Origin of the sequence: Solicola gregarius, assembly GCF_025790165.1 — a bacterium.
Classification (GTDB): Bacteria; Actinomycetota; Actinomycetes; order Propionibacteriales; family Nocardioidaceae; genus Solicola; species Solicola gregarius.
In genome coordinates this window covers 4,274,968-4,288,138 of sequence record NZ_CP094970.1, presented here as the reverse complement: position 1 = coordinate 4,288,138, position 13,171 = coordinate 4,274,968, and the positions used below count along the sequence as shown (strand labels likewise).

The window sequence follows — 13,171 nt, the reverse complement described above, 5'->3', positions numbered from 1 at the left end:
GGTGGCAGAATAGGTTCTATGAGGGCGGCCACACTCACCTACGACACCGAGTCCCACGATGGACTCGACATCGCGCTGGATGCGCGGCGCCACCTGGCGCAGACCGAGGCCGCCCAGTACGACGCCCTCCTCGGCTACCTCGCCTACACCGCAGACACGCCGCTCGCACGGGCCGGCGGTGTCAACGAGTGGACCCGCTACGGCGGGTCGGGTACCCCGAGCGTGTCGGAATACGCCGCGTGTGAGGTCGGCCCCGCACTGGGCTTGAGTGCGTCCGGTGGGCGGGACCTGATCGCCGACGCCCTCGACCTCACCTACCGGCTCCCGCAACTGTTCGCGTGTCTGTACGACGGTTCGGTGGATGCGTGGCAAATCCGGAAGGTCGCCCGCAAGACCCGACGATTCACGATCGCCCAGGCCGGCGACGCCGACCGGCGACTGTCGGCCGCGAATGTGGATGGGACGCCGTTGATCGCGCGGGTCGGCATGGGGCGGGTCCAGCAGATCCTGGACCAGATCCGCATCGTCGAAGACCCCGACGACCCCGAGAACCAACGCAACGAAAACCGGCGTCGGCGGAGTGTGTCGATCTGGCCCGAAGACGGTGTCGCCCGCATCTCCGGCACCCTGTCGCTGGACGACGGCAAGAGGCTCGACCAACGCCTCGACCAGATCGTCGAATCGCTGCGGTTCCTCGGCGACAACCGCACCTATGACATCCTCCGATCCGTCGCATTGGGCATGTTGGACGAACCCGACAGCCTCGACGACCTCTACCACCAGTTCCAGGCGGCCCGCGCCGACCAGACCGACAAGACCAGCGACACCGCGCCGAAGCCGGACCCGGAGCCGGAGCCGGCCGACGGAGCCGATCAGCCCGGTGACGGAGGGTCGCCCGAACGGGCACGTCGAGGGCGCCGCTCCAGTTCACGGCAGACGGTTCTGTACGTCCATTTCGACCGGTGCTGGGGCACCTGGTCCCTCGAAGACGTCGGCGCCATCACAAGGTCCGAAGCGCTCGAGATCCTCGGCCACTCCCACGTCACCGTCAAACCCGTGATCGACCTGGAGACCACGATCTCGGCCACCGGCTACGTCGCACCACCGCGGTTGAAAGAGCAGCTCGCGCTGATGAACGCCGGCACCTGCACCTTTCCCCACTGCACGCGTCCGGCCCGGGTCGGCGACTACGACCACATCCTCAACCACGCCGACGGCGGCCTGACCGACTCGAGAAACGGCCACCGACTATGTAGGTATCACCACCGGGCGAAGACCTTCACCGCCTGGACTGTGTCCAGTCCCGCACCCGGCATCTGGCTCTGGCAATCACCCGCCGGACGGTCGTACCTCGTCACCGGAGGAACCACGACCAAACTCCCCGGCCAAGTCCGTCGAACCGTACAAGCAAGGCGAAAACGGAACGCCGCTTAGGATCCCCGCCACGAATGCACCACCGCGGCGGGGCACCGGCATGCCAAGAGCCAACCTGCCGGGAACCGTGGAAGTGGAAGCGAATGAATCGACGTGCGCCGGACGGGCGGCGACGAGATCCGTACCCGCGCGACTCGCGTTGCCGGTCGACTCCCGACCATTTCGCTTCGAACGTCACCGTCCCATGTCCTTCGGTGCCGGCCCGACCGTTGCGACGAAGGAATCTGCTGGCCTTACACGCACCCAAATGCAGATTCCTCGCACCTGTCGGCAGGCCTACTCGAGCATTCCAAGAGCCACTATGCGCGGGAACGGTGAGGCCGGTACGCGCAGAGCTCAAGCCCATAACGCGCACGAACGCCCGGTCGCGATGACCGGGCGTTCGTGCGGTGGGCGAACTGCTAGACGATGTCGTTGATCGGCTTCGAGAGCGCAGACAGGTGCTCACTGACCAGCGACTTGACGGGTTGCTGCTCGGTATCGGCGTCGAGGTCGGCCTGGTCGCCGGTGACGGCGGCGTCCTGAACTTGAGAGCCGGCCGCCTCGATGTTGTGCACCAGACGGTTCGCCGGCGTGGCCCACGTCTCGACGAAGCCGTTCAGCGCCCCCCTCATGATCGGATGATGGACGACGTCGGCGGCTCCACCGGCAGATTCCAACATGCCTTTGGTGGCCTGGGCTCCAGGCACCGAGAGCTTGGAGACATTACCGCCGGCGCCGTACAACATGTCGGCGTTCATTCCCCAGTTCGGCACAGCAACCTCCTATCGCAACGGATCGGAACGGGTAGACGGAATCAGATCTGCGTCTGGCTCATCCTCGTCTGCATCCGCTGACCGGCCGCCATCATTGTGTCGCCCGCGTTGTACGTGCCCGTCTTGTGCAGGTTGACGTTGGCGATGTGCTCGTCGAACAGCGAGTCGAGCTTGCGCATGACCGCGCCGTGCTGGGACGAGCCCGCGCCGTAGCCGAGCTCCTCACACGCCCGCGTCGCCATCGCCTTGGCGGTGGCCTTCGTGCCCTCGTTCTCGGCGCCGTGGGAGCCGACATCGGCACCGTACTGCTCGATGCCCGCAAAGTTCGCGTGTAGCGACATGCTCTTGGCCATGATGTTCTCCTTCGTTCGCTTCGATCCGTTGCTCAGATGTTGATCGGCTTGTTGACCGCAGTCACGAACGACTCGGCCGCGCTGGTGGCGCCCTGCTGACCCTGCTCGGCCTCTTCGTCGCCGGTCAGGCCTTCCTTCTCGGTGAGCACGGCGCGAACGGCCTGGTCGGCGAGGTGCTTCGCGAGGTGGGCCGAACTCAGGGCCGTGGTGGCCGAAATGGTCTGCGCCGTGTTGCCCGCACGACCGACCAGCTGGTTTCCGCCCTCTTCCGCGCGGGTCAGGAAGTTCTTGGTCGAACCGCCTTCGCCCTCGGCACCGTCGCCATACCCGCTCGTACCGATCTTGGTCAGGTTGCCGGGGTCATTGAGGTGTACGAAGTTGTTGGTGCCTTCCATCGGTGTTCCTCCATCGCTTTCGGTCGCCCCGTCCGAACGACCTGCAGTTCGAAAACTCACGTTAGGAGGTGAGGGGGTCACCAGCGCGAAAGTCGGATACGCGCGAACCCCTTCCTCTGCCGGCGCAGGACACCGCAACCCACGCGTACGCCGCGAGTAACCGTACGTACATTCGCACGGCGCCTGCACGACATCGGTCCCGCCTACGTTCGCGGCGCAGCGTTGCGCTGCCTGCCGCGAACGAGGAGGAAGCATGTCGCTGTTCTCGCATCATCCGGCGAAACCTGCCGATATCCGGCAGTACGCGACCGACTCAGCGGGCCAGGGCACGGCGTACGGCGTGCTCACGGGGAGCCTGTCCGGCCGCGCGTCGGCCGCGGCCGCGGCCGTCGACGGCTACATCGACCGCCCGACGAGAACGGTGACGGCAGCGCCGGAGGGATCCAGCACCGAGCTGCGCAAGGCGTCGTACCTCGCCACCGGATGCCTCAACCAGTACGCCGAGGCCGTCGAGACGTACAACACCGGCATCGACGACCTGAACCGTCGCTACGACGAGGCCAAGGCGGCCGACTTCCACGTCGACGTCGCGATGTGCACGGTCGACGGGACCATCCAGGACGGGACGCCGGAGGACCGCGACGGCGCGATCCGATCGGCCGACTCGAGCCTGCAGGCGACTCTGCGGGGTGAGCAGGAGACGCTTCTCGCGGCGCTCGACAGCGACGCCGACGCGATCGGCAAGGCGATGGACGGCGGCCCGACCGACGACACGATCATGCTGATGATCGCCGGCGGGTACCTTCCCGCCCAAGCAGTCGATGCGTTCCCCGGCATCGACATCGGCACCCTGAACACGATCCGCTCGTACTTCCACGAGGCGCGCAAGCTGTGGAAGACGCCGGGCAAGTTCCGCAAGCTGTTCTCGATGTTCGCGGCCTCGAACGACCTGACGGAGGTCGCCGCGGAGCTCGCCAGGACCGAGCACCAGTGGGGAGCCGTACTCGGCGCGATCGGTCGCAACCTCGACACGACGACGCTTGCGTCGCTGAACACGTACATGCAGTCGCGCGAGGAGATCAGCCTGCTGCAGTACACGAAGCTGTTCGCCGAGGGCGACTACAACGTCGCGCGGATGAACTGGATCAACGCGGCGAAGGCGACCGGCAAGCTGGGGGGCGGCCTTGCCGTACTCAGCGTTCTCGCGAACGGGTACGACCTGTACGACCTGATGGCGAACGGCAACCAGGGCAAGAGCGGCTGGGACACGGCGCTTCGGGTCACCGGCGACGTCACCGGCCTCGTCTCGTCCGGTGGTGGCCTGCTCGCGCTCACCCCCGTACTGAGCCTCGGCCCGGTCGGCGCGGGCATTCTCATCGGCGCGGGCCTCGTGTCGTGCGGGATCATGATCTACCGCAACTGGGACGACATCTCCGCAGCGGTCTCGACCGCCTGGAACTGGACCGGTGACCGCATCTCCGAGGGCTGGGATGCGACGACGGACTGGGCGAGCGACCGGTGGGACGACGCGGGCGAGGCGCTCGACGACGCCGGCGACGCCATCAGCGAGGGCTGGGACGCCGTGACGCCGTGGTGAGTGAGCAGTTCCGGTAGCGAACTGATCGGGTGGTTGCTCGCACTCGATCTATCCAAGTAGCGCCAATTCCTACATCCGTATTGGAGCGTCGTGCATCCCCCGAGGGAGCTGGGCCGGCCGGTGTCGAGCCACCACCCGATCAACCCGATCCTCGCCGTCGCCGCATGCGCACTGCCCGGCGTCCTGATCGGGCTCGGCCTGTGGTTCGGACCGGTGGGCTCCGCGACGATCGCGGCGCTGGCGTTCGTCGTGACGACCGCGCTGCTCCTCGGGTTGTTCGCCGAGTCACTGTTCGTACGCCAGCAGGTCTTCGAACACGGCCTGCTGCTGTCCAGCACCATTCCGCTGACGCCGCGATACGCGATCCCGTACGCGACGATCGACCCCGAGTCGATCGATGCGCAGTCGTACCGGCGGCCCAAGGGAGCGGCGGATGTGACCGATGCGTTCGCCCGACGCTACCGGCAGGCGCCATATGTCGGCGTCGTGACGTTCGTGGGAATCGCGCCGACGTCCGCGAGCCGCCTCGCGCGGGGGCGCGCGCAGTGGACACCGACGATCGCAGCTGCCGACGCGCTCCCGCGACACCTCTGGGCGCGCTCGCTCGACGTCGAACGCTGGTACGTCAGCATGCCGCACAACGGCCGCGCGGCCGCCGACCTACGCCGTCGTGTCGCCGACGCCGACGCCGACGCGAGACGATCGACGTGAGGCCGAGCGACGAGACGATCCATCGGCTTCGCGACTTGTTGCAGCGAGCAGCGCACGAGCCCCACACGATCACCCTCCTCACCGACGAGGAGCTCGTCGCCATCGAGCACATCGAGGCCGCGACGCCGCACCCGACGCCGTGGGTCGCCGACACCCGCGGCGTGAGCCGAGAGCTCGCCGGACGATTCGGCGTACGCAGCCTGCTGGCTCGTGGTCTGCTCCGGGAGACGAACCCGGTGCCCGGTGCCGACCGGGTGCTCGACGTGCCGCCGGAGGTACGCGTCGTACTCGACACGCGACGCATCGGGCTCGGGTACGTCCGTGCCGTGCGCCCACAGAATGGCACCGGCAGCAGCAAGATCGTCGTCGTACAACCCGAGCTCGGGGCATTCGAGGAGGACATCTCGGTGCAGGGCTTTCACCTGTTCAGCGCCTGCAACTACGACGATGCCGCCACCCGGCTCGCCCGCTGGTGCGTACCCGTCGATGGACCGCGGACCGGCGGCATGATGGAGATCGCGACGCACGAGTGGCCGCAGTTCCTGTACGTGGAGCTACCCGACGCGAAGGTCACCGACCTGAACGTCGAGGTGCTCCTCCCCGACCACCGGGGCGAGCGGGACCCCGAACAATGGCTCATCGCCTACAGCGACCGCATCGCCCTGCTGGCGTGCCCGTCGTCGGCGTCGACGCTGGCCGTCCGGCCGCTCACCACGAACCGGCTCCGCGAGCTGATCGACGATCGGATAGCGTCTGCGCGTCGCTATGCGCAGGTGTCGAGTCCAAGGGGTTCGTGATTTCCGATCCGACGTACGACGCGTACCGCCGACGGGCCGAGGACGTGCTCGCGGACATCCAGTTCGGTCCCCGGCGGCTGTTCACGGCCACCGATGCCGAGATCCTCGCCCTCGACGGTCCCGATGCCAAGCGGGTCACTCCCCTGCTGTCGCTGGGTCCTGACGTACCCGACGACCAGCGGTCGGCGGCCGTCGAAGAGGCCGCCCGCAGGATGTTCAGCGACAATGCGATCGCCGACGGCACGCCGTTGGGAGGCGACAGCGTGTCGGCACCGGAGCCGACCGTGCGGACCGTGCTTCGGATGCGGCGCTCGTGGCTCGCGCTGTTGGCGATCGACCAGCGCACGGCGTTCGGCCGGCAGTGGGTCACCGCCTACCTGCGCGCGGATCGCCGCGTCCTCGCCGAGGCCGTCACACCCGAAGGCGAGCATCTGTTCAGCGCGATGAAACGCGCGCTCGCCCTCGACTCTGCGGTGCAGAGTCTCGCCCCGATCCCCGAGGCGACCGACGAGGATGGTCCCGGCCGGCGTCTCGATGCACGCACCTGGCAGTACGACGTACGCGAAAGCCTGGCGGAGGCCAAGATCGTCAGCGTCGTCATCGCCAGGCGCCACGACGGCTCGATGCGCAACCTGACCGACGATCGGTTCAGCGTCTACAACTTCGCCGACCGGACGGAGATCATGTACGCCGAGGACCCCGACCACGTGCGCATCGCGCCTGTATCGCGGCAGACCCTTCGCGACCGGCTCGAAGCCATCACCAGCCCGCTCGACGGATACCGGCCCGCCGATGCATGACCACCTGGTGTCGTACCTGCGATCGGCACTGTCGAACGCCGCCGACGGCTCGTACACGTTCCAGCTGCTGTCGGACGAGGAGATCGCGGCGATCGATCGCGAGGTGGAGTCCGACCTCAGCCTTCAGCCGTGGATCGACGCCAACAACCTGAACGTACGGGAGTGTGCCCGGTTCGGTGAGCGGAGCCTGTTCCTTCGCGGGCTGCTCGAGCCTTCCGACGAGGCGACGGACGACGGCATCCGGCTGCGCGCCTCGGACGCGCTCCAGCTGGTGGCCGATGTGCGCCGCCTCTGCGATGCGCACTTGATGGCGCGATCGGCACACGGCGGGGTTCGTACGGGCCGCTACCTGACGGTTCAGTCGCGCGCCGGGGCATTCGAGGAGAGCGTCGACGCGGAGGGCATGCACGTCTTCACGGCATGCACCCACGGTGTCGCGGTCGAGCGCCTCGCCGAGTGGGCCCTGCCCATCGTCTCGCACGCGGGCGTACCGGTGAACGGTCGGATCCCTGTCGAGCGCTGGAACACCTGGGTCATCAACGAGCTGGGCGTGAGCGCTCGACAGGTCGAGGTGCTGCTCTTCCTCCCCGACGCGACCGGCGCGATCGGCGCAGAGTCGTGGCTGGTCGCCCACGCGAACGGCATCGGGGTCATCGCCTTCCCCGACGGCGGACAGCAGCTGCGCATCTCCGCCATCACCCGCGAGCGGCTGTCCGAGCTGATCCTCGACCGCGTCGCCGGCGCACTCCCGCTCGAGCCCTGAGCGAGACGCCCCTGCGCGGCTGCGCTTTCGCCATGACCCGGCGGCGGCCTACGGTTGACCACGATGCCCCAGCCAACACGAGACCAGCTCGGCGCGCTGCTGCGCGTGCACCGGCCGATGCGGCCCCTGTACGCCTGGGCCTTCCTGGTCGCGATCAGCTGCCCGTTCGCGATCCTCGCGGCCATCGGGCCGCCGGGGCCGGTCGTCGGCGTCATCATCTTCTTGCTGTTCTTCGTGCCTTTCACGTACGCCTTCGGCGAATGGCTGTTGCTGCAACACCGGATCCACGAGCACGCCCTCGTGCTGCGGTCGATCCCCGGCCTGCGCACGTACGTCGTCCCGTTCCACACCGTCGACGCGGACGACATCGCCGTCCGGCCACGGCATCGGGTGCCCCGCGGAGAGTTCCATGTCGCGCAACGGCACCAGCGCGAGTGCCCACTGGTCGAGCAGAGCCTGCACGTCACCGGTCTGCACCCCGACGAGGCGCGCCGACTCGCCAAGGGCAGGCTCGGCCGGCATGACATCGACGCCGGGTACGAGACCGCACGGTGGCGGCTGAGCTTTCGCGATGCGCATCGCAACGGCCGGCTGCTCGCCGACGCCGTGCGCGCGAGCCGCGGCGCCCAGCGCCGATAGCGCTCATCCACACATCACCACCCCACGCCGTCACAGTGCGTCCATGACCCCGTTGCCCCCTATGGTTACGGACAGTTAACTGCAGGCGAGGGAAGGATTGGCGTCAGGTGTCCCTGTTCGAGTACTACCGCGGCGATTCCGGTGCTAGCAAGGAGGCCGGTGACTCCGCCGCGAGCCTGCAGACGACCTACAGCACGCTGCAGTCCAACCTCGACGGCCGCTCGGCGGCAGCATCCGACGAGACCCAGTACGACATCAAGGACCCCGTCGCGAACGCGTCCGCGACCCCGGAGGCCGGTTCGGGCGAGCTCGGCTCTGCGTCCCTGCTCGCCGGTGGGGCGATCCGCCACTTCGCGATGGCCATCTGCACCTACGACGGCCATATCGACGAGCTGAACACGGAGTACGAAACGGCCAAGAGCCACGACTTCTACGCGACCGGGCTGTGCACGCCCGAGGGGATCGAGGAGGCCAGCCAGTCCGATATCGACGCGGCCGGCGCGAGCCTACGTTCGCGGCTCGAGGACAAGCGCAAGGGGTACGAGGGCGATCTCGACGACGCTGCCGACTTCGCCGGCGGACTGCTCAAGGACGGGCCGTCGGACGAGACGCTGGTGAGCCTGTTCATCTCGGGCGACCTGACGGCCGAGGAGGTGGCGCACGCCACCGGACAGACGATCGCGACGCTCAACACCATGCGGATGATCGCGGCGACCAGCAACTTCGTGCTGACCTCGCCGAGCTGGGTACGTTCGTTCACGCGCTACATGTTCAAGCTCGGGCCCGGCGGTCTGCACAGTGCGACCACCTCTCCGGAGATCATCGCCCAGGTTCGCCAGATCATGAAGGACCACGGGATGAAGCCCGGCGACGCGAAGGCCTTCTACCGCGGTCAGAACATGACCAACGCGGCCAGGCCCGGCTACCTCTTCGGAAAGTACGGCGCGAACTCCAAATGGTTCGGGCCGATCAGCAAATGGGCCGGCCGCATCCTGTCGCCGGCCGCGGTCGTCGTCGGTGGCGTCGGCCTCTACAACACGATCGACCAGTGGGACACCCTGGCGACCGACGAGAAGATCAACGGCGTCGTCGGCAACAGCGCGTTCATGGTGTCCGGCGGACTCGGCACGGCCGCGCTCATCATGGGCGCGGCTTTCCCACCTGCGCTGGCCGCGGTCGCGATCGGCGCCGGCGTCGTTGCGCTCGGCAGCATGGTGTACCAGTACCGCGAGGAGATCTGGGACGCCGCCCAGTGGACCGGCGACAAGATCGCCGACGGTGCGTCCTGGTTGTACGACAACAGCGGCCTGGACAGCGTCGTCGACGGGGTCAGCGAGGGTGTCAGCGACTTCGTGGACGATCCGGGCGGCACCATCAAGGACGGCCTGGACGCCATCACCCCGTGGTGACCGGCGCGGGTGTCGAGCCGCCGGATCAGGCGAGTGCGTTCAGCTCGATCGGCACCGACCGAGCCTGGTCGACGGCACGTACGAGCACCGCGTGGCGCGGATCGGGTACGTCGAGCCAGCGCTCCGCCAGCGTGACGCGACCGGCGCGACTCGCGTCGAGCGAGGCGTCGACCAGGCGGTGGTCTCCCCCGCCGTAAGCCGTCAGCGCACCGGCGTCACCGAGCACGCGCCGGATCGCGTCACCGGCCGCCCCGGCGAGCCCGTCCGCCTGGTTGGACCGGCGCCGCGCGTACCGCTGCTGACTCCAGCCGCCCGCCTTGGTGCGCCCTTGGACGTAACGCGTGCCGCACTTCGACGCTGCGAGCACCCCGTGCTCGACGAGGCCGACCGCGTAACCGCCACGGCGTACCAGGACGAGCCCGAACCGCTCGGGCGGCGGGCCATCGCCGAACTCGGCCTCCGCGCCGTCGGTCGCCGTGAGGCGTACCCGCGTGCCGAACCGCTCGCGTACGTAGCCGCCGTGCCGCGCACCGAAGCGCTCGCACCAGCCGTCGAGTCGCTCGTACGCCACGAGCACCGTACGGTGCGGCGAGTCCACCTAGGGCTGCGTCTAGACGTTGAAGCCGAGGGCCCGCAGCATCTCGCGGCCGTCGTCGGTGATCTTGTCGGGACCCCACGGCGGCATCCAGACCCAGTTGATCCGGAAGTCATTGACCACGCCCTCGAGCGACTGACGCGTCTGGTCCTCGATGACGTCGGTCAGCGGGCAGGCCGCGGAGGTCAGCGTCATGTCGATCGACGCGTTGTTGTCGTCGTCGAGCGAAATGCCGTACACGAGGCCGAGGTCGACGATGTTGATGCCGAGCTCGGGATCGACGACATCCTTGAGGGCCTCGTTGACGTCGTCGACCGCGACCGTGGTGTCCGCGGACAGATCGACCTCTGGTAGATCGGTTGCGTTCTCGGTCATGCTTCCTCCCTTTGGCAGCGCCCTTTGTCGCGCTCGCTGCTCACTCGTCCCTCGCTCCGCCGCTCGCCGCTGCGGCCTGCGCCGTAGCGTCCTTGAAGGCCATCCAGGACAACAGTGCACACTTTACCCGCGCCGGAAACTTCGCCACGCCCGCGAACGCGACGCCGTCCTCGAGGCGCTCCTCGTCCGGCTCGACCTGGCCGCGGCCCTGCATCACCGACTGGAACTCGTCCAGCACGCCCATCGCGTCGCCGACCGACTTGCCGATCAGCAGGTCGTTGAGCACCGAGGCCGACGCCTGGCTGATCGAGCAGCCTTCGGCGTCGTAGGAGATGTCGGCGACCTGCTCGCCTTCGAGGTGTACGCGCATCGTGATCTCGTCACCACAGGTCGGGTTGACGTGATGTACCTCGGCCTCGTACGGCTCGCGCAGGCCCTTGCCGTGCGGGTTCTTGTAGTGATCGAGAATGATCTCCTGGTACAGGACATCGAGATCCATGGCTCACCCGACCTTGAAGTAGTTCTTGGTGTACTCCAACGCCTCGACGAGCGCGTCGATTTCCGCCTCGGTGGTGTAGAGGTACGGCGAGGCGCGTACGGACGACTGCACACCGAACCGCGCGTGCGCCGGCTTCGCGCAGTGGTGGCCCGCCCGCACCGCGACGCCGCGTGAGTCGAGTACCTGCGCCACGTCGTGCGGATGCACCCCGTCGAGCTCGAAACTGATCGCTCCCCCGCGGTCGACGGCCTCGGTCGGGCCGATGACGCGCAGGCCCTTCACTTCGGCCAGCTGGCCCAAGGCGTACGCGGTGATGCGGCGTTCGTGCGCGGCGACGGCGCCCATGTCGAGGCCGCTGAGATAGTCGACCGCGACGCCGAGACCGACGGCCTCGGCGATCGGCTGGGTGCCCGCCTCGAACCGCGCCGGCGGCGGGGCGTACGTCGACCGCTCCATCGTGACGGTCTCGATCATCTCGCCGCCGCCGAGGAACGGGGGCAGCTGCTCCAGGATGTCGTGACGGCCCCACAGGACGCCGATGCCGGTCGGCCCGACGGCCTTGTGGCCGGTGAAGCCGACGAAGTCGGCGCCGGTGGAGAGCACGTCGTACGGAAGCTGGGGCACCGCCTGGGCCGCGTCGACGACGACGAGTGCACCGACCTCGTGCGCGCGTTGCGCGATCTGGGCGACGGGGTTGATCGTGCCCAGCATGTTCGACACGTGCACGAGCGAGACGACCTTCGTACGCTCGGTGATCACATCGTCGATGTTCGACAGGTCGAGCCGACCCTCGTCGGTGAGCCCGAACCACCGCAGCGTCGCGCCCCGCCGCTGCGCCAGCAGCTGCCACGGCACGATGTTCGAGTGGTGCTCCATCTCGGTGATGACGATCTCGTCGCCCTCGCCGACGCCGTAGGGCGGACCGGCCCAGGCGAGGACGTTCGCGACGAGGTTCAGGCCCTCGGAGATGTTCTTCGCGAAGATGATCTCGTCGCGGCTACGCGCGCCGATGAACGCCGCGACCTTGTCGCGGGCGCCCTCGTACGCCTCGGTCGCCTCGGCGCCGAGCTGATGCAGCGCCCGCGCGACGTTCGCGTTGTGGTTGCGGTAATGGTCGTCGATCGCGTCGATGACCACCGTCGGCTTCTGCGACGTGTTCGCGCTGTCGAGGTAGACGAGCGGCCGGTCACCGGCCAGCCGCCGACCCAGCACCGGGAAGTCCTGGCGCACCAGGTCGATGTCGTAACCGACGTCGGCGGCGCTGGACTCGGCGACAACCATCAGACCGTCGCCGCCCGCACGTACTTGTCATAGCCCTCGGCCTCGAGCTGCTCGGCGAGCTCCGGGCCGCCCTCGTCGGCGACGCGTCCGGCGACGAACACGTGCACGAAGTCGGGCTTGATGTAGCGCAGGATCCGCGTGTAGTGCGTGATCAGCAGCAGGCCGCGGTCGCCCTGGGACGTGAACTTGTTGACGCCGTCGGCCACGATGCGCAGCGCGTCGATGTCGAGGCCGGAGTCGGTCTCGTCGAGGACGGCGAACTTCGGGTTGAGCAGGTCGAGCTGCACGATCTCGTGCCGCTTCTTCTCACCGCCGGAGAAGCCGTCGTTGACGCTGCGCTGGGCGAACTGCTTGTCCAGCTTCAGGCCCTCGAGCGCGTCGTTGACGTCCTTGATCCAGGTACGCAGCTTCGGCGACTCGCCGTCGACCGCGGTCTTGGCGGCCCGCAGGAAGTTCGCGACCGAGACCCCGGGGATCTCGACGGGGTACTGCATCGCGAGGAACAGGCCGGCGCGTGCGCGCTGGTCGACGGTCATGCCGAGGACGTCGGTGCCGTCGAGCGTGACGGAACCGCCGGTGACCTTGTACTTCGGGTGACCGGCGATCGAGTACGCGAGCGTCGACTTACCGGAGCCGTTGGGGCCCATGATCGCGTGCGTCTCGCCCGACTTCACGGTCAGGTCGACGCCGCGCAGGATCTCCTTCGGTCCGTCCTCGGTGTCGACCTCGACGTGCAGGTCGCGAATGTCCAGTGTGGCCATGAGCTCG

General features: G+C 68.1%; 16 protein-coding genes. 8 read left to right on the top strand and 8 right to left on the bottom strand.

What is annotated here, in order from left to right:
* Nucleotides 1-18: 18 nt before the first annotated feature.
* Nucleotides 19-1,434, top strand: coding sequence for an HNH endonuclease signature motif containing protein (locus tag L0C25_RS20880; RefSeq protein WP_271633701.1), 1,416 nt, complete (start codon nt 19-21; stop codon nt 1,432-1,434).
* 401 nt (nt 1,435-1,835) lie between these two features.
* Here L0C25_RS20880 and L0C25_RS20875 read toward each other — a convergent pair whose 3' ends face one another.
* From L0C25_RS20875 to L0C25_RS20865, 3 genes are read right to left on the bottom strand one after another with little or no spacing between them, the layout of a single operon-like run.
* Nucleotides 1,836-2,189 (bottom strand): hypothetical protein, encoded by a 354-nt coding sequence (locus tag L0C25_RS20875; RefSeq protein WP_271633700.1) that lies wholly within the window; start codon nt 2,187-2,189, stop codon nt 1,836-1,838.
* Nucleotides 2,190-2,230: 41 nt separating this feature from the next.
* On the bottom strand, nt 2,231-2,542 hold the full coding sequence (locus L0C25_RS20870; RefSeq protein ID WP_271633699.1) for a hypothetical protein: 312 nt from the start codon (nt 2,540-2,542) through the stop codon (nt 2,231-2,233).
* A gap of 32 nt (nt 2,543-2,574) precedes the next feature.
* A complete protein-coding gene (locus L0C25_RS20865; RefSeq protein WP_271633698.1) occupies nt 2,575-2,937 on the bottom strand; it encodes a hypothetical protein in 363 nt (120 codons plus the stop codon).
* A 253-nt stretch (nt 2,938-3,190) separates the two neighbouring features.
* Here L0C25_RS20865 and L0C25_RS20860 point away from each other — a divergent pair, with 253 nt between their 5' ends.
* From L0C25_RS20860 to L0C25_RS20830, 7 genes are all read left to right on the top strand, one after another.
* A complete protein-coding gene (locus tag L0C25_RS20860; RefSeq protein ID WP_271633697.1) occupies nt 3,191-4,534 on the top strand; it encodes a hypothetical protein in 1,344 nt (447 codons plus the stop codon).
* Nucleotides 4,535-4,624: 90 nt separating this feature from the next.
* Nucleotides 4,625-5,245: a hypothetical protein gene (locus tag L0C25_RS20855; protein WP_271633696.1), complete on the top strand. Its 621-nt coding sequence runs from the start codon at nt 4,625-4,627 to the stop codon at nt 5,243-5,245.
* Entirely contained in the window at nt 5,242-6,042 is an 801-nt protein-coding gene (locus L0C25_RS20850) for a hypothetical protein (RefSeq protein WP_271633695.1), read from the top strand. The genes L0C25_RS20855 and L0C25_RS20850 overlap by 4 nt, the downstream gene beginning before the upstream one ends.
* Nucleotides 6,039-6,842: a hypothetical protein gene (locus tag L0C25_RS20845; RefSeq protein ID WP_271633694.1), complete on the top strand. Its 804-nt coding sequence runs from the start codon at nt 6,039-6,041 to the stop codon at nt 6,840-6,842. Before L0C25_RS20850 ends, L0C25_RS20845 begins: the two co-directional genes overlap by 4 nt.
* Nucleotides 6,835-7,605, top strand: a complete 771-nt coding sequence (locus L0C25_RS20840; protein ID WP_271633693.1) for a hypothetical protein — start codon at nt 6,835-6,837, stop codon at nt 7,603-7,605. Before L0C25_RS20845 ends, L0C25_RS20840 begins: the two co-directional genes overlap by 8 nt.
* A gap of 63 nt (nt 7,606-7,668) precedes the next feature.
* A complete protein-coding gene (locus L0C25_RS20835) occupies nt 7,669-8,244 on the top strand; it encodes a hypothetical protein (RefSeq protein ID WP_271633692.1) in 576 nt (191 codons plus the stop codon).
* Between the two features lie 107 nt (nt 8,245-8,351).
* Entirely contained in the window at nt 8,352-9,653 is a 1,302-nt protein-coding gene (locus L0C25_RS20830) for a hypothetical protein (protein ID WP_271633691.1), read from the top strand.
* 25 nt (nt 9,654-9,678) lie between these two features.
* Here L0C25_RS20830 and L0C25_RS20825 read toward each other — a convergent pair whose 3' ends face one another.
* Genes L0C25_RS20825 through sufC form a run of 5 tightly spaced genes read right to left on the bottom strand, consistent with a single transcriptional unit; the run spans nt 9,679 to nt 13,164 of the window.
* Nucleotides 9,679-10,251: an acVLRF1 family peptidyl-tRNA hydrolase gene (locus tag L0C25_RS20825; protein WP_271633690.1), complete on the bottom strand. Its 573-nt coding sequence runs from the start codon at nt 10,249-10,251 to the stop codon at nt 9,679-9,681.
* Nucleotides 10,252-10,263: 12 nt separating this feature from the next.
* The gene (locus L0C25_RS20820) at nt 10,264-10,623 is read right to left on the bottom strand and encodes a metal-sulfur cluster assembly factor (RefSeq protein ID WP_271633689.1); all 360 of its coding nucleotides are present in this window, start codon (nt 10,621-10,623) and stop codon (nt 10,264-10,266) included.
* Between the two features lie 40 nt (nt 10,624-10,663).
* On the bottom strand, nt 10,664-11,122 hold the full coding sequence (gene sufU / locus L0C25_RS20815; RefSeq protein WP_271633688.1) for a Fe-S cluster assembly sulfur transfer protein SufU: 459 nt from the start codon (nt 11,120-11,122) through the stop codon (nt 10,664-10,666).
* Nucleotides 11,123-11,125: 3 nt separating this feature from the next.
* The gene (locus tag L0C25_RS20810) at nt 11,126-12,403 is read right to left on the bottom strand and encodes a cysteine desulfurase (RefSeq protein WP_271633687.1); all 1,278 of its coding nucleotides are present in this window, start codon (nt 12,401-12,403) and stop codon (nt 11,126-11,128) included.
* Nucleotides 12,403-13,164, bottom strand: coding sequence for a Fe-S cluster assembly ATPase SufC (gene sufC, locus L0C25_RS20805; RefSeq protein WP_271633686.1), 762 nt, complete (start codon nt 13,162-13,164; stop codon nt 12,403-12,405). The genes L0C25_RS20810 and sufC overlap by 1 nt, the downstream gene beginning before the upstream one ends.
* Nucleotides 13,165-13,171: the final 7 nt, after the last annotated feature.

Bases quoted from the DNA above. Each gene is read 5' to 3' on its own strand.
- L0C25_RS20880 (WP_271633701.1), top strand. From the start codon at position 19: ATGAGGGCGGCCACACTCACCTACGACACCGAGTCCCACGATGGACTC.
- sufC (WP_271633686.1), bottom strand. From the start codon at position 13,164: ATGGCCACACTGGACATTCGCGACCTGCACGTCGAGGTCGACACCGAG.
- L0C25_RS20810 (WP_271633687.1), bottom strand. From the start codon at position 12,403: ATGGTTGTCGCCGAGTCCAGCGCCGCCGACGTCGGTTACGACATCGAC.
- L0C25_RS20870 (WP_271633699.1), bottom strand. From the start codon at position 2,542: ATGGCCAAGAGCATGTCGCTACACGCGAACTTTGCGGGCATCGAGCAG.
- L0C25_RS20860 (WP_271633697.1), top strand. From the start codon at position 3,191: ATGTCGCTGTTCTCGCATCATCCGGCGAAACCTGCCGATATCCGGCAG.
- sufU (WP_271633688.1), bottom strand. From the start codon at position 11,122: ATGGATCTCGATGTCCTGTACCAGGAGATCATTCTCGATCACTACAAG.
- L0C25_RS20840 (WP_271633693.1), top strand. From the start codon at position 6,835: ATGCATGACCACCTGGTGTCGTACCTGCGATCGGCACTGTCGAACGCC.
- L0C25_RS20835 (WP_271633692.1), top strand. From the start codon at position 7,669: ATGCCCCAGCCAACACGAGACCAGCTCGGCGCGCTGCTGCGCGTGCAC.
- L0C25_RS20820 (WP_271633689.1), bottom strand. From the start codon at position 10,623: ATGACCGAGAACGCAACCGATCTACCAGAGGTCGATCTGTCCGCGGAC.
- L0C25_RS20865 (WP_271633698.1), bottom strand. From the start codon at position 2,937: ATGGAAGGCACCAACAACTTCGTACACCTCAATGACCCCGGCAACCTG.